Below are 21,294 nucleotides of genomic sequence, written 5' to 3'. Positions count from 1 at the left end.
TTCCGCAGGGGTTCTCAGACGCCCTACCCATCAGTACATTGACGCCATGTCTAACACGCAGGCCCGGCCGGTGGAGTCCGGGCACGTGGCTCTCAAGGCCCGCAACGTGTCCTTCTCGTGGGAGGACACACCGCTGCACTGGGTGCCCGGCGACCCGTTCACCACGCACACGATCAACGTGCTGCACCTGCTGCTGCCGGCCGGGGAGCGGTGGTTCGTGCACGTGTACAAGCAGGCGCTGCCGCTGATCCGGGACGACCGGCTCCGCGAGGACGTCATCGGGTTCATCGGGCAGGAGGCCATGCACTCCCAGGCCCACGACGAGGTGCTGCCGCACCTGCGCGAGCTGGGGCTCGACCCGACGCCGTACACCGCGCAGGTCGACTGGTTCTTCGAGAAGCTGCTCGGCGACCGCACGCTGCCACCGGGCCGGGCCCGCCGCTGGTGGCTGCTGGAGCGGGTCGCGCTGATCGCGGCCATCGAGCACTACACCGCCTTCCTCGGCGACTGGGTGCTCAACGCGGCCGAGCTGGACCGGCGCGGCGCCGACCCCACCATGCTGGACCTGCTGCGCTGGCACGGCGCCGAGGAGGTCGAGCACCGCTCGGTCGCCTTCGACCTCTTCCTGCACGTCGACGGCGGCTACCGGCGCCGGGCGCGCACCTGGGCCCTGGCCTTCTCGGCCCTGGTGTTCCTGTGGCAGCGCGGGACGCGGTTCTTCATGGAGAACGACCCGACACTCGTGGACGCCAAGGCCTCCTTCAGGGAGTTCCGCCTCAGCGGCCGGCGCGGCACCCTGCCCACGACCGGTGCCATGCTCAGGTCCATCCCGCGCTACCTCAGCCGCGGCTACCACCCCTCGCAGGAGGGCTCCACCGCGCAGGCCGTCGCCTACCTGGCCTCCTCCCCCGCCGCGCTGGCCGCCGAGAAGGCGGTGTCGTGATGCCGGGGCTGCGGACCGTCGCGCTCGTCGCGGGCGCCGCCCTGCTCACCCGCAGGGCCCTGCGCCGCCGTGTCCAGGCGTCGCCGCTGTGGCCGTTGCCCGCCCTGGACCCGCCCCTGTCCGGCCGGCCGCGCTCGCGGGCCCGGCGGCTGCTGCTCGCCGCGCACGAGACGATCGCGGACGGCGTCGTGCAACTGCGCCTGGAGGGGCGGGGGCTGCCCCGCTGGGAGCCCGGCGCGCATCTGGACCTGGTGCTGCCCTCGGGCCTCGTGCGGCAGTACTCGCTGTGCGGCGACCCGGAGGACACCTCGTCGTACACGGTCGCCGCACGGCTGGTCGAGGACGGGCGGGGCGGCTCGCGGGAGGTGCACGAGCAGCTCGTGGAGGGCATGGAGCTGGAGGTCCGCGGTCCGCGGAACCGCTTCCCCCTGACCGGGGCGCCGTCGTACGTCTTCGTCGCGGGCGGCATCGGCATCACCCCGGTCCTGCCCATGCTGCGGGCCCTGCCGGACGGCGCCGAGTGGCGGCTGCTGTACTGCGGCCGAACACGGGCCTCGATGCCCTTCCTGGAGGAGGTGCGGGGGCTGGCCGGGGACCGGCTGACGCTCGTCGCCGAGGACGAGGACGGGCGGCCGGACCTGGACGCCCTGTTCGCGGAGCTGCCGGCCGGGACGGCCGTGTACTGCTGCGGCCCCGAGGGCCTGACGGCGGCCGTCGAGGCCCGGCTGCCCGAGGGGGCCGCGCTGCACCTGGAGCGGTTCGCGCCCCGCGCGTCCGCGGGCGACGGCACCGGGTTCGAGCTGGAACTGCGGCGCAGCGGACGGACGGTGGCCGTGCCGGCCGGCTCCACCGTGCTGGCGGCCGTGCGCCGGGAGCTCCCGGACACCGTCTACTCCTGCGAGCAGGGCTTCTGCGGCACGTGCCGGCAGCGGGTGCTGGAAGGCGAGGTGGACCACCGGGACGAGCTGCTGACGGATGCGGAGCGTGCCGACTCGATGCTGATCTGTGTATCCCGGGCCAGAGGTGAACGTCTCGTGCTCGACCTGTGACGGAACGGTGTAAACGCCGGTGCGGGTCCGAGCCGTTGGCGGCCGGATTCGATCGGTAAGGTGTTCGCATGAGTACCGGGGTTCGCCGCAGGATGGGCGTCGAGGAGCGGCGGCAGCAGCTGATCGGCGTCGCCCTCGAACTGTTCAGCCGACGTTCGCCCGACGAGGTCTCCATCGACGAGATAGCGTCGGCCGCGGGCATTTCGCGCCCGCTCGTATACCACTACTTCCCCGGCAAGCACAGCCTGTACGAAGCGGCGTTGAAGCGTGCCTCGGAGGATCTGGCGGGCCGGTTCGCCGAGCCCCACGAGGGGCCGCTCGGCGCCCGGCTGCTGCGCGTGATGCGCCGCTACTTCGACTTCGTGGACGAGCACGGGCCCGGCTTCTCGGCGCTGATGCGGGGCGGCCCGGCCGTCGGCTCCTCGACGACGAACGCGCTCATCGACTCCGTGCGGCAGGCCGCCTACGACCAGATGCTGAAGCACCTGGGTGTCACCGAGGCGCCCGCCCGGCTGGAACTGGTCGTCCGCTCCTGGATCTCGCTCGCCGAGTCCACGGCCCTGATCTGGCTGGACGGCCGGCGCGTCCCGCGCGCCGAGCTGGAACTGCAGCTCGTGCACGACTTCGCCGCGCTGGCCGCCGTCAGCGCCGCCTACGACCAGGACATGGCCGTGCTGCTGCGCACCATGGTCAAGGGCGAGCCGGCCGACGGCCCCTTCGCGGAGCTCGTCGGCCGGCTGATCTCCCTCGGTTCCTAGGGCCTGTCTGACCATGCGCGTCGTCGCCCGACGCGCGGCGGACGGGATTGTCGGACAGGCCCTAGCGGGCCGTCACCGGTCGAACTTCCGGTACGACGGGTCGAGGTCGCGGACCTCGGCGGAGGCGTGCAGGGTGACCCCCTCCTCGGGGGACACATGCCGCTCCAACAGCTCCAGCACGGTCTCCGTGAGCTTCGCCTTGGTCTCCTCGCTGCGTCCGGCGAGGAGACCGACGGTCACGTGCACGACGGCGTGCCGCCGCCCCTCGATCCCCTCGTACCCGTACGCCGCGAACCCCTCCCGGAACACCGTCTTGCAGGACTCGGGCCTGGCCGCCGCGATCTCGACGACCGCCTCGTGCAGCGCCCGGGCGAAGTCCTCCGCCTCGAAGGCCTCCTCCCAGGCGTCGCTGTGGTCGACGGTGATCTGCGGCATGAGCACTCCTGTTCCACGGTGACGGCCCGACCCTACTTCGCCGCCCCGGTGAACACCGCCACGGTCCGCGCCGGGACGGTGAACGTGCCCGAGTCGGCCGCGTAGGAGGAGGTCTTCACCACCGGGTCGGCGCCGGACGCCTGCGCGGGGTGCAGCCGGTAGTGCGCCCCGGCGAGAGCGGCGATCTTCTGCTCCTGCCGCTGCGGGGTGGCGTTGAAGACGACGACCAGGTCCCCGAGCCTCATGGTGATGACGCCGGGCGTCTCGTCCTTGCCGGAGAGCGGGAAGGACATCCGGTCCTGCACCTGCGCGGCCGTACCGAGCGAGAACGCCTTCTCCGTCGTACGGATCCTCAGCAGGTCCTGGTAGGCGTCCGAGGTGCCGGTGATCTGCGGGCAGCCCACCTTCACCGTGGTCAGCAGCGGCTTGGCGTACTCCCACTTGGACTGGTTGTCGGCCGCCATGGGCAGTCCCCGCCCGAAGCCGTTGCCGTCGGCGCAGTTCCAGTGGATGGCGTTGAACCAGTCACCGCTGTCGAAGGAGTTGCGGTCCAGGGACTTCGAGCGCAGCAGGTCGGTGCCCGCCTGGGACAGCGACGGGCCCTGCGAGAGGGCGGCCGTGGCCATCGCCAGGACCTGCATCCGGGCCCGGTCGGCGGCGCTCGTCGAGGCGGGCAGCTTGTAGGTCAGCGCGTCGAACAGCGACTCGTTGTCGTGCGCGTCCACATAGGCGAGCGCGTCACCCGGCGCGTCCGCGTACCCGGCGGGCGAGCCGTTGTAGTCCACCTCGGCGCCGGTGACCTCCTTGCCGTCCGTGTCCGTGAAGCGGTACTTGGCGAGGTTGCCGCTCAGCCCGACCTTGATGAGGTCCTGGTAGTGCAGCAGACGGGCCTTCTGCTCCGCCGGGGTGCCGTTGGCCGCCGACCCGTTGGGGTCGGTGTACAGACCGGACGCGAAGCCCTGGACGCCGGGGTCCGAGTCGAAGGGGCTGCCGCCGCGCACCGCGTCACGGGCCCGGTCGGAGAAGGTGGCGATGCCGGTGCCGGCCATGTTGGCCTGCGTGGCCTGCACGAACCGGGCGTCGTTCGCGACCTCGCCGAAGTTCCAGCCCTCTCCGTAGAGGATGATCTTCTTGCCGTCGACGCCGTCCTTCTCCAGCGTCAGCGCGTCCAGCGCCTTGCGGACGGCGAGGATGTTGGCCTTCGGGTGGTGGCCCATGAGGTCGAAGCGGAACCCGTCGACCTTGTACTCCTTCGCCCAGGTGACGATGGAGTCCACGACCAGCTTGCCCATCATCGCGTTCTCCGGCGCGGTGTTGGCGCAGCAGGTGCTGTTCGCGACGCTTCCGTCGGCGAGGAGCCGCTGGTAGTAGCCGGGCACGATCCGGTCCAGGACGGAGGTGTCCGCCTGGCCGCTGGCCGCCGTGTGGTTGTAGACGACGTCCATGACGACCCTGAGGCCGTCCTGGTTGAGCGACTGCACCATCCTGCGGAACTGGACGGTACGCGCGGTGCCGTCCGGGTCGGTGGCGTACGAGCCCTCGGGGACCGTGTAGTGGTACGGGTCGTAGCCCCAGTTGTAGGCGTCCTTGGCGGCGGTCTTCGCCACGCACGCCTGCTGCTGGTCGGAGTCGGCCGCGTAGGAGGCGAGGTCGCAGCCGGGGGTCGCCTGGTCGGCCTTCTTCTCCGGGATGGTGGCGATGTCGAAGGCGGGCAGCAGGTGCACGTACGACGTGCCCGACTTCGCCAGCCGGCGCAGGTGCTTCGAGCCGTCGCTGTTCTTGTCGGTGAACGCCAGGTAGGTGCCCTGGTCCCCGGCCGGGACGGTCTTGTCGGCGACCGAGAAGTCCCGGATGTGCAGCTCCTGGATCTGCGCGTCCCGCAGCGGTACCGCCTTGGGCTTGCGCAGCGCCGACCAGCCGCTGGGCGCCAGCGACCGGTCGTCCAGGTCGGCGACGAGGCTGCGCTCGGAGTTCGCGGTGAGCGCGACCGAGTAGGGGTCGGTGACCTTGTTGGTGACCATCTTGCGGACGCTGGGTGCCCAGACCTTCACGACGTACCGGTAGGACTTGCCCTTCCAGGACGCCGGGCCGGTCACGGACCAGACGCCGGTGCTGTCGTCGCGGTGCATGGGCACGGTGGAGCCGGCCAGTTCCAGGCGGACGCTCTGCGCGGTGGGCGCCCACACGGAGAGGGTGGGCCTCCCGCCGTGGAAGACCGGCCCGAGGGCGGCCTTCGTCGCGCCCGGGTACAGGTCGTCGAGGACGCCCGCGGTCTGCACCCCGGTCGCGGCGAGCACCGCGCCGCCCGCGGTGCGCTGGGAGGCGACCAGCTGGCCGGTCAGGGCCTCGCGCACCCGTCCCCGGTCCCGCGGGTCCACGGACCAGGCGGTGTAGTCCTTCAGGTAGGGGAACTTCGCCTTCTGGGCGTCGGTGAGGCTGGTCCTGGACAGCCGGATCCAGCGCTCGTCGTCGCTGGTCAGCGTGGAGTCCTTGACGGCGATGGAACCGTCGTGGGAGTAGAGCAGCTGGGTGGAGACGGCGCCGTCCGCGCCGTGCCAGGCGACGGTGTCCCGGTCGATCCAGACCGCCTTGGACGTGGTCAGGTCGAGGGCCGCGGCGCTGCCCGCGGGCTGCGGCAGCAGGTACTTCTCCTGGCCGTTCAACAGCCACACCTCGTGGCCGTCGGACTTGAGGTCCAGGGACTGGTCGGTGGCGAGGTCCTTCTCGTCGCCCTTGTGGATGATGTAGCTGAGGCTGGTGGCACCCTCGGTGAGCGGTACCTCGAAGACCGCGCCATAGGCATCAGTCTTCACCGGCTTCAGCGGGTTCGACCAGTCGGTGGGGTTCGCGGCGCCCGTCCAGACGTGCAGTCCCCAGCCGTCGTAGTCGCCGTCGGCGCGGTGGTAGTGGATGACCGCCTTGGTGGTGTCCTGCGGCGGGTAGTCGGGCCGCTGGGTCAGCACGTCGGCCTTGCCCTGCTCGATCCAGACCTCACCCGTCTTCGTGACGTCGATGCTCCGGTCGGCGGAGACGTCCTTGTTCCCGTCCTTGTCGATGACCAGGAACCCGACGTTCGAGGCGCCCGGCTTGAGCTTGACGTAGGCGAAGGCGCCATAGGCGTCCCGGCCCGTGAAGGGGTGGCTGGCGGGCCAGTTCGTGGCCTCGCCGTCGGCGATGTCGCCCCAGGCGTACAGGCCCCAGTCGGCGTAGTCGCCGTCGGCGCGCTTGTAGTGGACGACCGCGTAGTCCCGGGAGGAGGCCGTGGGGGCCGCGGGCGCGGGCGGGGTACCGGTGGTGCTGCTCGCCGTGGCGCTCGCGGTGTGCCCGGCCGTGTCGACCACGACGGCCTTGTACCGCAGGGCGGTGCCGGCGGGGACCTTCTTGCCGATGGTCTGGGTGACCTTGTACGGGGCGTGGTCGGCGGAGCCGAGGACCTGCCACTTCCCGTCGCCGACCTGGGCGGCGAAGACGACGCGGTTCAGCTGCCCGCCGTCGACGCCGGCGGTGAGGTCCACGGTGCCGGTGGCGCCGGCGGCCGGGGCCCGCAGGGTGACCGTCGGCCCCGCGGCCGGCTCGGCGAGGGCGCCGGCGGCCTTGTAGACGACGGCGGAGCCGGCCGGGACGGTGACGGTGACCTTGCGGTCGCCGTCGGACTTCACGGTGTCCGTGGCCCCGTAGATCCCCCGGTACGACATCCCCGCGGAGCCGGTGGCGAAGTCCGCCGTCTTCGTGTCGCCCGCGTTGTTGAGGGCGACGACGTACTCCTGGCCGGTCCTGGCGTCCGTGCGGGTGAAGGCGTAGATCCCGGCGCCGTCGGCCGCGTAGCGCTCGGTCTGCACCCCGTCGGTCAGGGCCGGGTTGGCCTTGCGGAGCCGGGAGAGGGCGGCGATGTCCCGGTACAGCGGTGCCTTCGTGTCGTAGGAGTCGCTGGCGTGGGTGCGGTCGGTGCCGATCTCGTCGTCGTCCAGGTAGTCGGCGACCTTGGAGGCGAACATGGTCTGGCGGGCGTCCTTGTCGCCGCCGGAGCCGGTGAAGCCCTGCTCGTCGCCGTAGTAGACCACCGGGTTGCCGCGGCTGAGGAACATCAGCTCGTTGGCGAGCTTGTCCTTGGCGAGGATCTCGGCGTCCGTCGCCTTCGGGTTGTCCTGCTTCAGGAAGTACCCGATGCGGCCCATGTCGTGGTTGCCGAGGAAGGTGACCTGCTCGTACGCGTTGGCCTTGTCGGTCGTGTACTTGTAGTCGTCACCGAAGACGCCCGCGAGCTTCTGGGCGCTGCCGCCCTGGGAGGCGTAGGAGCGCGCCGCGTCCTGGAAGGGGAAGTCGAGGGTGGCGTCGAGGCGGCCCTGGGTGACGTACGGGGACGTGACCGAGGTGTCGGTGTCGTAGGTCTCGCCGAACATGAAGAAGTTCTTCCGCCCGTGCGCGGCCGCGTATCCGTCCAGCGCGGTCGCCCACTGGGTCCAGAAGCCCATGTCGACGTTCTTGACGGTGTCGATCCGGAAGCCGTCGACGGCGAAGTCCCGCACCCACCGCTCGTAGATCTTCTCCATGCCCCGCACGACCTCGGGCCGTTCGGTCCACAGGTCGTCGAGGCCGGAGAAGTCGCCGTAGGTCGCGGACTCGCCGGCGAACGTGGAGTCGCCCCGGTTGTGGTACATCGTCGGGTCGTTGAGCCAGGCCGGGACCTTGCTGTCGCTCGTGACCTCGGGGGTGCGCGGGAAGGAGGCGCTGGAGACGGCCGGGAACTTCCTGCCGCCGTCCGCGTAGTCGGCGTCGTCGAACGGCCGCCCGTCCTTGGTCAGGTAGGGGAAGGCGCCCTTGGAGAGGTAGTCGTACGCCTTCTCCTTGTAGTCGACGACGTCGGCGGTGTGGTTGGTGATGACGTCGAAGAAGACCTTCATGCCCTTGGCGTGCGCCTTGGAGATGAGGGTCTTCAGGTCCTGGTTGGTGCCGAAGTGCGGGTCGACCTGGGTGAAGTCGGTGATCCAGTAGCCGTGGTACCCGGCCGAGGCGTTGCTGCCCGTGCCCTGCACCGGGCGGTTCTTGAAGATCGGCGCCATCCAGATGGCGGTGGTGCCGAGGCCCTTGATGTAGTCCAGCTTCTTCGTCAGGCCCTTGAGGTCGCCGCCCTGGTAGAAGCCCTTGTCGGTGGGGTCGTAGCCGGTGCTGAGCCGGGATCCGGTGAGCCCGCCCCTGTCGTTGGACCTGTCCCCGTTGGCGAAGCGGTCCGGCATGACGAAGTAGAACTGCTCGCGGGTGTCGTCGTGCCGGGCGGGCTGGGCGGCGAGGGCCGCGTCCGAGGGGGGTGCGGGCGGGGTGGCCGCGTGGGCGGCCAGAGGCTGGATCAACGCGGCGGCGAGGGCTGCGACGGCGACGGCCGCGGCCCTTCTGCGCTGGGGAGTACGGCGCGTCGGGGGCGCCGGCCATCTCGGTATCACAGGCGGTAACTCCTAGCGAATACGGCTCTCTTGGGTCCGACCCCGCGCGACCGTACCGCTGCCGAAAGGGTTGCAGCAAGAGTCTTGAAACTCATAGCAAGAAGTTTCAGCGCCAATCTTGACGTGTCTTTCTCAACTCCCCCACGCTCACGGGAGGTTGAACCCTGCCCCAACGCGGAGTCGAAGGCCAACCGGTCGGCGTCCACGGGCACATCGGCGCTCCCGCTGGACGACTCCTGGAACGTGGCGGACACGGACGCCACCGACGTCACCTTCCACGAGAGCGCCACGACCGACTGGGGGACCGACGTCTACGTCGTCGGCTCCCTGCCCTCCCTCGGCTCCTGGAACCCGGCCGACGCCGTCCCGCGCTCCTCGGCGTCCTACCCGGTCTGGGCCGGACCGGCCGTCCTCCCCAGGAACACGTCCTTCGAGTACAGGTACGTCAAGAAGGACGGCTCCGGGAACGTGACCTGGGAGTCCGGGACGAACCGCTCGTACACGACGGGCGGTTCGTCCGGCTACACGACGTGCGACACCTGGAAGTAGGGCCGGCTCAGCAGGACGGCCTGCCCGCGTAGATCGCCAGGGCCGTGTTGGTGCCCAGGGTGGCGGTGAACTGCCCGGCGGCGTTCACCGTCACCGTCGAATTGTTCTGGACGTCGCAGTACGTCCCGGCGGGGAGGGACGTCTGGTAGGTCCTGGTGAGGCTCCCGGTCTCATGGTTGATCGCCACGTAGCCCTTGGCGCCCCGCCCGAAGGCGATCGCGTTGTTGCCGTCGTCCCACCAGTTCGTGACCGACTGGCCGCGGGTCGCGTTGCGGAAGGCGACCATGGACTTGATCTCCGGCCAGGCGTGCTGGCACTTCCAGCCGTCCTGCCAGCACGCGTTGACCTTGCCGCCGTTGGGCGGGCCCGCGTCCGCGTCGGACCACTCGTAGCCGGAGTTGATGTCGGGGGCACCGTAGGGCCAGGCGAGCATGAAGACGTTGGCCAGGGTGTAGTTCGCGCCGTCCTTGTAGTTCAGGGTCGAGCCGTTGCGCTCGGTGTCGTGGTTGTCGACGAACACGCCGGCCACCGAGCTGCCGAGGTAGCCCCAGCCCTCGCCGAAGTTGTTCAGGTAGGCCAGCTTCTCGTTGGTGAAGACCCGCTTGAGGTCGTAGGCGTAGCGGAACTCCTGGACGTCCCCGTTGCCGGTGTACTCGGAGGGCTGGACGGCCTCGTTGGCGCCGTAGATGACCTCCTGCTTCCAGTAGACGGACGGGTTGGTCAGGCGGGACTTGATGTTCGCCAGGTCCTCGGCGGGGATGTGCTTGGCCGCGTCGATGCGGAATCCGTCGGCGCCGAGGGAGAGCAGGTCGTTCATGTACCCGGCGATGGTCTTGCGGACGTACTCCTCGCCGGTGTCCAGGTCGGCCAGGCCCACCAGTTCGCAGTGCTGCACGTTCCAGCGGTCCTGGTAGTTGGTGACCGGGGAGGTGCAGTCGTCGAAGTCGGGGTACGAGTACAGGCCCGGGTAGTCGTACTTCGTGTACGACGAGCCGCCGGTGCCGGTGCCGCTGCCCGCCGACATGTGGTTGACGACCGTGTCGACGACGACCTTCACCCCGGCCGCGTGGCAGGTGTCGATCATGTTCTTGAAGGTGGCGCGGTCGCCGAGCCGGCCGGCGATCCGGTACGACACCGGCTGGTACGAGGTCCACCACTGGGGGCCCTGTATGTGCTCGGCGGGCGGGGAGACCTGCACGTAGCCGTAGCCGGCGGGGCCGAGGGTGGTGGTGCACTCGTGTGCCACCGAGGCGTAGTTCCACTCGAAGAGTACGGCGGTGACGTCCTTGGCGCCGGGTGGGGAGGCGTCCGCGGCAGTCGGGGTCATGACAAGGGCGGCGGCGGCCAGGGCCAGCGCCCCCGAGAGGGTTCTGCGTGCCATGTGGGGGTTTCCTTCGTCTTTGAAGGCGCTTGCTGCAATGTTTCAGCAAACTTGCGGTGACGCAGATGTTAAAGGCCCGCTGCCGGAATGGCAGCGGGCCGGAGTGAAGTTGATGCAAGAACTTTCAGAGGGACGGTCAGTCCACGGCCGTCCACCAGACGGTGGTGTCGGCGGGCACCTTCGCCTCGCCGCCGGTCTCGGCCACCTCACCGCTGGCGAGCAGCACCCGGCCGTACGCCGGGGTGCGCACCGACTCGCCCGTGGTGTTGGTGACGCAGACGAAGTCGCCGCGGCGGAAGGCCAGTACGCCCTCGGGCGCCCGCAGCCACTCCACCGCCTCGCCCGCGCCGAGGTCGGGCCGGTCGCGGCGCGCGCTCAGCGCCGACCGGTACAGCTCCAGCGTCGAGTCCGGGGCGCCGGTCTGCGCCTCCACGCTCAGCTCGCCCCAGCTGTCCGGCTGCGGGAGCCAGCTGCCGCCGTCGCCGAAGCCGTACGAGGTGCCCTCGCGGGTCCACGGGATCGGCACCCGGCAGCCGTCGCGGAAGCCGTCCTGGCCGGCGCCGCGGAAGTACGCCGGGTCCTGCCGCACCGCGTCGGGCAGGTCGACGACGTCCGGGAGGCCCAGCTCCTCGCCCTGGTAGATGTACGCCGAGCCGGGGAGGGCGAGCATGAGGAGGGTGGCCGCCCGCGCCCGGCGCAGGCCGAGTTCGCGGTCGCCCGCGGTGCGGATCTGGGTGCCGAGGCCGGGCGGGTTGGCGAAGCGGGTGGCGTGCCGGGTGACGTCGTGGTTGGACAGCACCCAGGTGGCGGGGGCGCCGACGGGGCGCATGGCCTCCAGAGTGCGGTCGATGACGGCGCGCAGTTCCTCCGCGTCCCACTCCGCCGACAGGTACTGGAAGTTGAACGCCTGGTGGAGCTCGTCCGGGCGGACGTAGTTGGCGGTGCGCTCGACGGTCGGGGTCCAGGCCTCGGCCACGAAGATGCGCTCTGGGGGTACCCCCGGCCGAAGGCTGGGGGCGTACTCGTCCAGGACCCGGCGCCACTGGCGGTAGATCTCGTGGACGCCGTCCTGGTCGAAGAACGGCATGACATCGTTGCCCAGCAGCTTGAGCTGGTCGTGGGAGCCGAGGTCGGGCAGGCCCTCGGCCTTCACCAGGCCGTGGGCCACGTCGATGCGGAAGCCGTCCACGCCCATGTCCAGCCAGAAGCGCAGGATGGAGCGGAACTCGTCGCCGACGGCCGGGTGCTCCCAGTTGAAGTCGGGCTGCTCGGGGGCGAAGAGGTGCAGGTACCACTCGCCGTCCTCGGCCCTGGTCCACGCCGGGCCGCCGAAGATGGACTCCCAGTCGTTGGGCGGGAGTTCGCCGTTCTTCCCCTTGCCGGGGCGGAAGTGGTAGCGGTCCCGGAGCGGGGAGCCCGGGCCCTCGGCGAGGGCGCGCTTGAACCACTCGTGCTGGTCGGAGGAGTGGTTGGGGACCAGGTCGACGATGATGCGCAGACCGTGGGCGTGGGCCTCGCGGATGAGCGCGTCGGCGTCCAGCAGGGTGCCGAACATGGGGTCGACGGCGCGGTAGTCGGCGACGTCGTAGCCGGCGTCGGCCTGCGGGGAGGCGTAGAAGGGGCTGAGCCACACCGCGTCGACGCCGAGGTCGCGCAGGTACGGCAGGCGGGAGCGTACGCCCGCCAGGTCGCCCATGCCGTCGGCGTTGCCGTCGGCGAAGCTGCGCGGATAGACCTGGTAGATGACCGCGTCCCGCCACCAGTCGCGGCGGGCGGTGGCGACGGTGGCGACGGCGGAGTGGTGGGCCGGTGCGGCAGGGTGCTGCTGGCTCATGGCGTCCTTGATACGTGACTCGGTTCGGGTCATGGGCGTGGGTACGGCGGCGGGGGCGGCCCTCGGGAGTGCGAGGCGGCCGCGGTGTCAGCGGGGTCGGATGGGCACCGCGGCCGCCGACCCGCGCGGACAGGCGCGCGGGAGTCGGGCTCCGGGGCGGGCGTCAGCCCTTCGTGCCGCCGGCGGTGAGACCGGTGACGAGGTTCTTCTGCACGAGGTAGAAGAACACGGACACCGGTATCGCGATCAGCACCGCGGTCGCTGCCATGTAGTTCCACTCGGCGTCGTGCTCGCTGACGTAGGTCTGCAGGCCGACGGCGAAGGTGTACTTCGAGTCGTCCAGCAGGAAGGTGGTCGCGAAGGCGACCTCGCCCACGGCGGTGATGAAGTTGTAGAAGGCGGCGACGGCCAGGCCGGGGCGGGCCAGCGGGAGGATCAGCCGGAAGAAGGTGCCGAAGGGGCTCAGCCCGTCGACCCGCCCGGCCTCGTCGATCTCGAAGGGGATGGTGTCGAAGTACCCCTTGAGCAGCCAGGCGCTGTACGGCACGGCCGTGGTGCAGTTGATGATGATCAGCGACCAGTAGCTGTCGATGAGGCCGAGCCGGCTGAAGATCTCGTACATCGGCACGATCAGGATGGCGATCGGGAAGGCCTGCGTGAGCAGCAGGACCCACATCAGCTGCTTGTAGCCGGGGAAGCGCATGCGGGAGACCGCGTAGCCGGTGGTGGCGGCGACGAAGACGCCGATCACGGTGGTGCCGAGGGCCACGATCATCGTCGACTTGAACCAGTCGAAGAAGCCGGTGTGCTCCAGCACGTAGGTGTAGTTGGAGAAGGAGAGCTTGCCCGCGATCCCGCCCGGGTGCAGGTAGTCCTCCTTGTCCGGGCCGAGCGACAGGTAGAACAGCCAGGCCACCGGGGCGAGGGCGATGAGGCTCGCGAGGACGAGGCCGCCGTGCAGCAGGCCGGTGCCGAGCGGGCCGCGTTCGCCGCGCCGGCGCGTCGGGCGCGGCCGGGGGGCGGCCGGGGCCGGTTCGGGCTTCGTCGTTTCGAGGGTCGTGGTGCTCATGGCGGCGGCTCCTGCGGCGTCAGACGGCGAGCTGGTCATTGCGCTTCAGCCAGCGGAAGTAGAAGGAGGTGAAGACGGCCAGGATCGACAGCAGCAGCACGCCGTACGCGGCGGACTGGGCGAAGTCGCGCGGCTGCTGGCCGAAGCCCAGCTGGTAGGCCCAGGTGACGAGGATCTGCGCGTCCGGGGCGGAGTTCTTGCCGAACAGCAGGAAGATGATCACGAACTGGTTGAACGTCCAGATGATGCCGAGCAGGACCACGGTGGAGCTGACCGAGCGCAGCCCGGGCAGGGTGACGTGCCGGAAGCGCTGCCAGGAGCTGGCGCCGTCCATCTCGGCCGCCTCGTAGAGGGAGGGGTCGATGGACTGCAGGCCGCCGAGCAGCGAGAGCATCATGAACGGCACACCGCACCAGGTGTTGACCATGATCGCGGCGAACCGCTGCCAGAAGGTGTCCTCCAGCCACTGGGGCTGGGGCAGGTGGAGGCCGTGGAGGATCTGGTTGAGCACGCCGGAGTCGGCGAGCATGATCCGCCAGGAGAAGACGGTGACGAAGGTCGGCACGGCCCAGGGCAGGACGAGGAGCAGCCGGTAGACGGTGCGGCCGCGCAGCTTCTGGTTGAGCATGAGCGCGAGGCCGAGACCGATGGTGTAGTGCAGGAACACACAGGCGGCCGTCCAGACGACGGTCCACAGGAAGTGGGACCAGAAACGGTCGTACGCCGTCGGGCCGAACAGGATGTCCTTGTAGTTGTCGAGCCCGATGAACTTGTAGGTGGCCGCGATGTGGTTGACGCCGATGGTGCGGGCCGAGTTGAGGCTGTTGGCGTCGGTCAGGGTCAGGTAGACGCCCCGCACCAGGGGGTAGCCCACGATGGTCCCCAGCACGACGACCACCGGGGCGATCATCGCGTAGGCGTACCAGTGCTTCTGGTAGCCGTGCCTGATGCGCTGCCCCAGCCCGGGCCGAGGCGCGCGGTCACCGCGGCGCTTGCCGGTCGCGCGGTCGATGGCGACTGTCATGGTTCGACACCTTCAAAGGATCAAGGGTTGGGCCGGGCACAGGCGGTGGCCGCCGGGTGCTCCCCCTCTTCTACAGGGAGGATCCGGCGGCCACACGGGCTCACTTGCTGAAGTCGGGCACCAGCTTGGCGATGGCGACCTCGGCGTTGTTCAGACCCTGGTCCAGGGACTCCTTGCCGCCGGCGATCTTCGGCAGCTCGGTGTCCAGCGGACCCCACAGGGAGCTGTACTCGGGCAGGGCCGGGCGCGGCTGGGCGGCGGAGAGGACGCCCTGGTAGCCGGCGATGCCGGGGTCGGCCTTGACCTTCGCCGTGTAGGCGTCGCCGCGGGTCGGCAGCGTGGAGTTCTTCAGCGCGATGGTCTCCTGGGAGGCCGCCGAGGTCATGAACTTCACGAACTTCAGCGCCGCGGCCTGGTGGGCCTTGTCGGAGCCGGCGTAGACCGAGAGGTTGTGGCCGCCGGTCGGGGCGCCCGCCTTGCCGGCGGAGCCGGCCGGGACGGTGGCGATGCCGAGGTTGGACTTGTCCTTGAAGGCGCTGCCCTTGTAGAAGTTCGTGATCTCCCAGGGGCCCTGGATGATCGCGGCGACCTTGCCGTTGACGAACGCGTCCTGGATGTGGGCGTAGGCGTCGGCGGTGATGTCCGCCTTGTGCAGGCCCTGGCCGGAGAAGGTGCTCAGCCAGGTGCCGTAGGCCTTCTTGGCGGCGGCGGAGTCGACGGTGATCTTCTTCGCGGAGGCGTCGACGGTGTCGGTGCCCTCGCCGTAGAGGAAGCTCTGGGCGTAGTAGGCCTGGGTGGAGCCCCAGTAGCCGTACACCTTGTCCTTGCTGTCGATCTTGGCGGCGTCGGCCTTCAGCTCGTCCCAGGTCTTGGGGGCCTCGGTGATGCCGGCCTTCTTGAACAGGGCCTTGTTGTAGACCAGTGCGAGGGTGTCGGTGACCAGCGGCACGCCGTAGGTCTTGCCCTCGTACTGGGCCTGCTTGATCAGGTTCGGCTGGAACTTCGCCTGGTCGGCGAGGGCCTCGGTGCCGTCCAGGGGCAGGAAGTAGCCCTTCTTGGCGAAGGCAGGGGTCCAGCCCACCTCGGAGCGCAGCACGTCCGGCGCACCGCTGGCGCCGGCGGCGGTGTCGAACTTGTTCTGTGCCTGGTCGAAGGGGACGTCGACGTACTTGACCTTGATGTTCTTGTTGGCGGCCTCGAACTTCTGGACCAGGGCCTTGTACGTCGGCGACTCGTTGGTCGCGTTGGAGGTGTCCCACCAGGTGATGGTGACCGGGCCGTCCGACTTGCCGCTGTCGCTGCTCCCGCCGCCGCAGGCCGTCGCCGCGAGGGCGAGGGACGCCACCAGCGCGGAGGCCGCTATGCCACGCCGCATGAGTTCTCCTTGAGGGTTAAGCCCGTGTGATGCAGGGAGCGGTCCCGTCCGCCGTCCCCGCCGTCTTGCCGACTGCGCCTTTGCGGCCGCCGGGCGACACGGAACGTAACAGCGATGTAAGCGTTGCGAAAGACCTTGCAGAAAAAAAGTGCAAGGGAACACGATGGTTACCCGCCCGTGACCCTGGCTCGACCGCTCCGCAACCGCATATCGGAGCCGGTGGGGCGGTGACGGGGACACTTGTGCAAGACTCTGCAAGCTCTTGCCACCAGGATTTCGAGGGAGCGCGATGAGGCAGCAACCCGCGGCGAGCCGTTCGACGCCCCGTGCCCGGCGTCCGGCCGGTGTGCAAGGGGGGAGACGACCGGTACAGTCCAGTGCCGTGACCACACGGCTTGCGGACATCGCTGCGCAGGCGGGGGTGAGCGAAGCGACCGTCAGCCGGGTCCTCAACGGGAAGCCGGGCGTCGCCGCCACCACCCGCCAGTCCGTGCTCGCCGCACTGGACGTGCTGGGCTACGAGCGCCCGGTGCGGCTGCGGCAGCGCAGCGAGGGTCTGGTGGGCCTGATAACGCCGGAGCTGGAGAACCCGATATTCCCGGCCCTGGCCCAGGTCATCGGCCAGGCGCTGACCCGCCAGGGCTACACGCCGGTGCTCGCCACGCAGACCCCGGGCGGGTCGACCGAGGACGAGCTGACCGAGATGCTCGTGGACCGCGGTGTCGCGGGGATCATCTACGTCTCCGGACTGCACGCCGACACCACCGCCGACATGCAGCGCTACGAGCGGCTGCGGGCGCAGGGCGTGCCGTTCGTGCTGGTGGACGGCTTCTCGCCGAAGGTGCAGGCGCCGTTCATCTCCCCCGACGACCGGGCCGCGATGGCGCTGGCGGTGACGCACCTGGCGTCGCTGGGCCACACCCGCATCGGCCTCGCCCTCGGCCCGAAGCGGTTCGTGCCGGTACAGCGCAAGATCGAGGGCTTCCTGCGGGCGATGCAGGAGCAGCTGGGGCTCGCCGCCGAGGTCGTCGGGACGGAGCTGGTCCAGCACTCGCTGTACACGCTGGAGGGCGGCCAGGCGGCGGCCACGGCGCTGATCGACCGGGACTGCACGGCGGTGGTCTGCGCCAGCGACATGATGGCGCTGGGGGCGATACGGGCGGCGCGGCAGCGGGGCCTGGAGGTGCCCCGGGACGTGTCGGTCGTCGGCTTCGACGACTCCCCGCTGATCGCCTTCACCGACCCGCCGCTGACCACGATCCGCAAGCCGGTCCCGGCGATGGGGCAGGCGGCGGTGCGCACGCTGCTGGAGGAGATCGGCGGGACGCCGGCGCCGCACAGCGAGTTCGTGTTCATGCCGGAGCTGGTGGTGCGCGGCTCGACCGCTTCGGCGCCGGGTGACCGGGGTGACCGCGGTCGCGGTTGATCGCAACCCATAACGGGCGTTCGGGGGAGGAACTCCTCCGAACGTCGTAGAACGTGCGGCACGGACCCGACCTTGGGATGATCGGGCGAAGCAGCCTTTTCTGGCAGACTCTGTGCCTATGGGTGACTCGACCGTGACACAGTCGGAAGGTCGCGAGGAACTGGCCGTTCCGGGAGCGGTCACGGGCGAGCGCAGACGGGGTCCGCTCGGCAGGCTGCGGCGCCCGCGCAGGCCGCGGTTGTGGTTCGAGGTCCTTCTGATCGCGGTGAGTTACTGGACGTACTCGCTGATCCGCAACGCCGTACCGGAGCAGAAGGGCGAGGCGCTGCGCAACGCGGACCGGATCTGGGGCCTCGAGAACCATCTGGGCGTCGCCGTCGAACAGTCGGTCAACCACGCCGTGAATGCGGTGGATTGGCTGATCATCGGCATGAACTACTACTACGCCACACTGCACTTCGTCATGACGATCGGTGTCCTCGTGTGGCTGTACCGATGGCATCCCGGCCGTTACGCGGCGGCCCGGCTGGTGCTGTTCGCGACGACGGGCGTGGCCCTGCTCGGCTACTACCTGTTCCCGCTCGCCCCGCCGCGGCTGATGCTCGGCGGGCGCTTCGTGGACACGGTGATGGTGCACCACACCTGGGGCTCGATGGCCTCCGGCGACCTGAAGGACATGTCCAACCAGTACGCGGCGATGCCGTCCATGCACATCGGCTGGTCGCTGTGGTGCGGGCTGACGATCTACGCGCTGGCGTCGGTGCCCTGGGCGCGGGTGCTGGGCCTGCTGTATCCGGTGGCCACCCTTGTGGTGATCGTGGCCACGGCCAACCACTTCTGGCTGGACGCGGTGGGCGGAGTGCTGTGCCTGGCCTTCGGCTTCACGACGGCCCGGGTGTGGTACGGCGCGCTGCCGTACACCCTGCCCAGGCTGGTGCCGGCCCGGTCGCCCGAGCCGGCCGAGGCGCCCGCGCGCCGGCTGTACTCGGCCGGGCGTCAGCCTCCGTCGCCGTAGAACAGTTCCTCCACCACGGTGCGCGCCCTGCGGGTGGTACGGCGGTACGCGTCGAGCATGTCCCCGGCGTGGCCGGCGCCGTGGCCCAGGTAGCGGCCGACGGCGGCCAGCTCGCGGGGCGTGGTGGGGAAGGTGTCCCCGGCCCTGCCGCGCACCAGCATGACGGCGTTGCGCACCCGGGTGGCCAGCACCCAGGCCTCGTCCAGGATCGCCGCCTCCTCGGCGCCGAGCAGCCCGGCCTCCTGGGCGGCGGCCAGGGCCCGGCGGGTGCGGGTGGTGCGCAGTCCGGGCACCTGGTGGCCGTGCCGGAGCTGGAGTAGCTGGATCGTCCACTCGACGTCGGACAGGCCGCCGGGGCCCAGCTTGGTGTGCAGCCTGGGGTCGGCGCCGCGCGGCAGCCGCTCGGACTCCATGCGCGCCTTGAGCCGCCGGATCTCGCGGACGGAGTCCTCGGTCAGGCCCCGGGCCGGGTAGCGCAGCGGGTCGATCAGCTCGGTGAAGCGGCGGGCGAGGTCCTCGTCGCCCGCGACCGGCTCGGCCCGCAGCAGCGCCTGCGACTCCCACACCAGGGACCAGCGGCGGTAGTACGCCTCGTACGACTTCAGGGTGCGCACCAGCGGCCCCGACTTGCCCTCCGGGCGCAGGTCGGCGTCGATGAGCAGTGGCGGGTCGGCGCTGGGCAGCTGGAGCAGCCGGCGCATCTCGGCGACGACCTTGTTGGCCGCGGCGGACGCCTCCTGCTCGTCCACGCCGTCCTGCGGCTCGTGCACGAACAGCACGTCGGCGTCCGAGCCGTAGCCCAGTTCGTGGCCGCCGAAGCGGCCCATCCCGATGACCGCGAACCGGGTCGGCAGGGTGTCGCCCCAGCCGTCGCGGACGACCGCGCGCAGGGTGCCGGCGAGGGTGGCCGCGGTGAGGTCGGAGACCGCGGCCCCGACCCGGTCCACCAGGGCGCCCTGGTCGGCCTCGGCGGGGCTGGTCTCGGTGCCGTAGGAGCCGACGATGTCGGCGGCGGTGATGCGGAACAGCTCGCGGCGGCGCACCCCCCGGGCCGCCCGGACGCCGTCTTCGGCGTTCTCCGCGCGGCCCACCGCGGCCAGCACCTCCTGCTCCAGCGGGACGCGTTCGCGCGGGGCGAGGCCGCCGCCGCCGTCGCCCAGCAGGGCCACCGCCTCGGGGGCGCGCATCAGCAGGTCCGGGGCGAGGCGGCCCGCCGACAGGACACGGGCCAGGTTCTCGGCCGCGGCGCCCTCGTCGCGCAGCAGGCGCAGGTACCAGGGGGTCTTGCCGAGCGCGTCGGAGACCTTGCGGAAGTTGAGCAGGCCCGCGTCCGGGTCGGCGGAGTCCGCGAACCAGCCGAGGAGCACGGGCAGCAGGGTGCGCTGGATGGCCGCCTTGCGGGTCACGCCGGAGGCCAGCGCCTCCAGGTGGCGCAGGGCCGCCGCCGGGTCGGCGTAGCCGAGCGCGACCAGGCGTTCGCGGGCGGCCTCGGGGCTGAGCCGGGCCTCGCCGGGGGCCAGCTGGGCGACCGCGTCGAGCAGCGGCCGGTAGAAGAGTTTCTCGTGCAGCCGTCGTACGACCGTGGAGTGCCGTTTCCACTCGCGGGTCAGCCCGGCGACGGGGTCGGTGCGCAGGCCCAGGGAGCGGCCGAGGCGGCGCAGGTCCGGCTCCGCCTCGGGGACGAGGTGGGTGCGGCGCAGCCGGTAGAGCTGGATGCGGTGCTCCATCGAGCGCAGGAAGCGGTACGCCTCGTCGAGGCGGGCGGCGTCCTCGCGGCCGACGTAGCCGCCCGCGGCCAGGGCCTGGAGGGCGCCCAGGGTGCTGCCGCTGCGCAGGGTGGCGTCCGTGCGGCCGTGCACCAACTGCAGGAGCTGGACGGCGAATTCCACGTCGCGCAGGCCGCCGGGGCCGAGCTTCAGCTCGCGCTCGATCTCGGCGACGGGGATGTTCTCGACCACCCGGCGGCGCATCTTCTGCACGTCGGTCACGAAGTTCTCGCGTTCGGCCGCCTTCCACACGAGGGGGTCGAGCGCGTCGATGTAGGCCTGGCCGAGGTCGGCGTCGCCGGCCACCGGGCGGGCCTTGAGCAGGGCCTGGAACTCCCAGGTCTTGGCCCAGCGTTGGTAGTAGGCGAGATGGCTGCTGAGGGTGCGCACGAGGGGGCCGTTGCGGCCCTCGGGGCGGAGGTTGGCGTCGACCGGCCAGATGGAGCCCTCGACGGTGGTCTCGGAGCAGATCCGCATCAGGTGGGAGGCGAGCGCGGTGGCGGACCTCAGCGCCTTGGCCTCGTCGGCGCCCTCGGCCGCCTCGGCGACGAAGATGACGTCGACGTCGGAGACGTAGTTCAGCTCGTGGCCGCCGCACTTGCCCATCCCGATCACCGCGAGGCGGCAGGCGGCGGCGTCCTCGGGGGCGTTGGCCCGCGCCATGGCCAGCGCGGCGCGGAGGGTGGCGGTGGCGAGGTCGGCGAGTTCCGCGGCGGTCTCGGCGACGTCCCTGGTGCCGCAGACGTCGCGGGCGGCGATGGAGAGCAGGCAGCGGCGGTAGGCGACGCGCAGGGAGACGGGGTCGGTGGCCCCGGCGAGGCCGCGTTCGAACTCGGCGACGCCCGGGTGGAGGTCCTGCGGCTCGTAGGTGACCAGGGCCTGCCAGTCGCCGGCGTGGCGGGCCAGGTGGTCGGCGAGGGCGGCGGAGGCGCCGAGGACTCCGAGGAGCCGGTCGCGCAGGGGCTTGGCCGCGATCAGGGTGTCCAGCAGTTCGCGGTGGGCGGCGGGGGCGGGCTGCGCCTCCAGGAGACGGACCAGGCCGTGCAGCGCCAGGTCCGGGTCGGCGGTGGCGCCGAGGGCCTCCAGCAGGACCGGGTCGTCCCTTATCGGCGCGAGTTCGGGGCCGTCCAGGAGCCGCTCGGCGGACGAGGCGTCCGTGAAGCCGTGCCGGAGCAGTCGCGTGAAGGTGCTGCTTCTGCGCCCCGGCGTCATCCGCGGCCTCCCCTCGGCTC

The 21,294-nt window shown here is 70.9% G+C and carries 14 protein-coding genes; 6 read left to right on the top strand and 8 right to left on the bottom strand.

The window, feature by feature from the left end; all coding sequences use genetic code 11:
• The first annotated feature begins 46 nt into the window (after window positions 1–46).
• The 3 genes from ACZ7FF_RS02620 (at window position 47) to ACZ7FF_RS02610 (ending at window position 2,750) form a co-directional block, all read left to right on the top strand.
• Complete coding sequence (locus tag ACZ7FF_RS02620) at window positions 47–943, top strand: metal-dependent hydrolase (RefSeq protein WP_470808839.1); 897 nt, start codon at window positions 47–49, stop codon at window positions 941–943.
• Window positions 943–1,992: a PDR/VanB family oxidoreductase gene (locus ACZ7FF_RS02615; RefSeq protein WP_470808837.1), complete on the top strand. Its 1,050-nt coding sequence runs from the start codon at window positions 943–945 to the stop codon at window positions 1,990–1,992. The genes ACZ7FF_RS02620 and ACZ7FF_RS02615 overlap by 1 nt, the downstream gene beginning before the upstream one ends.
• A 68-nt stretch (window positions 1,993–2,060) precedes the next feature.
• On the top strand, window positions 2,061–2,750 hold the full coding sequence (locus ACZ7FF_RS02610) for a TetR/AcrR family transcriptional regulator (RefSeq protein ID WP_470808835.1): 690 nt from the start codon (window positions 2,061–2,063) through the stop codon (window positions 2,748–2,750).
• Window positions 2,751–2,822: 72 nt separating this feature from the next.
• Here ACZ7FF_RS02610 and ACZ7FF_RS02605 read toward each other — a convergent pair whose 3' ends face one another.
• Window positions 2,823–3,185: a 5-carboxymethyl-2-hydroxymuconate Delta-isomerase gene (locus ACZ7FF_RS02605; RefSeq protein WP_470808833.1), complete on the bottom strand. Its 363-nt coding sequence runs from the start codon at window positions 3,183–3,185 to the stop codon at window positions 2,823–2,825.
• A gap of 32 nt (window positions 3,186–3,217) precedes the next feature.
• Entirely contained in the window at window positions 3,218–8,623 is a 5,406-nt protein-coding gene (gene pulA / locus ACZ7FF_RS02600; protein ID WP_470808832.1) for a pullulanase-type alpha-1,6-glucosidase, read from the bottom strand.
• 243 nt (window positions 8,624–8,866) lie between these two features.
• Between pulA and ACZ7FF_RS02595 the strand changes: the two genes are divergently transcribed.
• Window positions 8,867–9,172 carry a carbohydrate-binding module family 20 domain-containing protein gene (locus tag ACZ7FF_RS02595; protein ID WP_470808830.1) on the top strand — a complete coding sequence of 102 codons (306 nt, stop codon included), beginning with the start codon at window positions 8,867–8,869 and terminating at the stop codon, window positions 9,170–9,172.
• Window positions 9,173–9,179: 7 nt separating this feature from the next.
• Here ACZ7FF_RS02595 and ACZ7FF_RS02590 read toward each other — a convergent pair whose 3' ends face one another.
• The 5 genes from ACZ7FF_RS02590 to ACZ7FF_RS02570 all read right to left on the bottom strand — a co-directional run bounded on the left by ACZ7FF_RS02590 (window position 9,180) and on the right by ACZ7FF_RS02570 (window position 15,855).
• Window positions 9,180–10,553 (bottom strand): alpha-amylase, encoded by a 1,374-nt coding sequence (locus tag ACZ7FF_RS02590; RefSeq protein ID WP_470808829.1) that lies wholly within the window; start codon window positions 10,551–10,553, stop codon window positions 9,180–9,182.
• A 136-nt stretch (window positions 10,554–10,689) separates the two neighbouring features.
• Window positions 10,690–12,387, bottom strand: a complete 1,698-nt coding sequence (locus tag ACZ7FF_RS02585; RefSeq protein WP_470808827.1) for a glycoside hydrolase family 13 protein — start codon at window positions 12,385–12,387, stop codon at window positions 10,690–10,692.
• 163 nt (window positions 12,388–12,550) lie between these two features.
• Window positions 12,551–13,456 carry a sugar ABC transporter permease gene (locus ACZ7FF_RS02580; protein WP_470808825.1) on the bottom strand — a complete coding sequence of 302 codons (906 nt, stop codon included), beginning with the start codon at window positions 13,454–13,456 and terminating at the stop codon, window positions 12,551–12,553.
• A 19-nt stretch (window positions 13,457–13,475) separates the two neighbouring features.
• Window positions 13,476–14,480 (bottom strand): carbohydrate ABC transporter permease, encoded by a 1,005-nt coding sequence (locus ACZ7FF_RS02575; protein WP_470808824.1) that lies wholly within the window; start codon window positions 14,478–14,480, stop codon window positions 13,476–13,478.
• A 100-nt stretch (window positions 14,481–14,580) separates the two neighbouring features.
• The gene (locus tag ACZ7FF_RS02570) at window positions 14,581–15,855 is read right to left on the bottom strand and encodes an extracellular solute-binding protein (RefSeq protein WP_470808822.1); all 1,275 of its coding nucleotides are present in this window, start codon (window positions 15,853–15,855) and stop codon (window positions 14,581–14,583) included.
• 382 nt (window positions 15,856–16,237) lie between these two features.
• Between ACZ7FF_RS02570 and ACZ7FF_RS02565 the strand changes: the two genes are divergently transcribed.
• Together ACZ7FF_RS02565 and ACZ7FF_RS02560 are read left to right on the top strand one after the other, a co-directional pair.
• Window positions 16,238–17,281, top strand: a complete 1,044-nt coding sequence (locus ACZ7FF_RS02565; RefSeq protein ID WP_470808820.1) for a LacI family DNA-binding transcriptional regulator — start codon at window positions 16,238–16,240, stop codon at window positions 17,279–17,281.
• A 118-nt stretch (window positions 17,282–17,399) separates the two neighbouring features.
• Complete coding sequence (locus ACZ7FF_RS02560) at window positions 17,400–18,296, top strand: phosphatase PAP2 family protein (protein WP_470808818.1); 897 nt, start codon at window positions 17,400–17,402, stop codon at window positions 18,294–18,296.
• On the opposite strand, the gene ACZ7FF_RS02555 is transcribed toward ACZ7FF_RS02560, so the two are convergent.
• A complete protein-coding gene (locus ACZ7FF_RS02555; RefSeq protein WP_470808816.1) occupies window positions 18,278–21,274 on the bottom strand; it encodes a bifunctional [glutamine synthetase] adenylyltransferase/[glutamine synthetase]-adenylyl-L-tyrosine phosphorylase in 2,997 nt (998 codons plus the stop codon). The two genes, ACZ7FF_RS02560 and ACZ7FF_RS02555, sit on opposite strands and share 19 nt — an antisense overlap.
• Window positions 21,275–21,294: the final 20 nt, after the last annotated feature.

The sequence above is a fragment of the Streptomyces sp. NPDC037126 genome (assembly GCF_055605965.1).
Note: the sequence above shows the minus strand (reverse complement) of the source record. Positions and strands in the feature narration are given on the sequence as shown.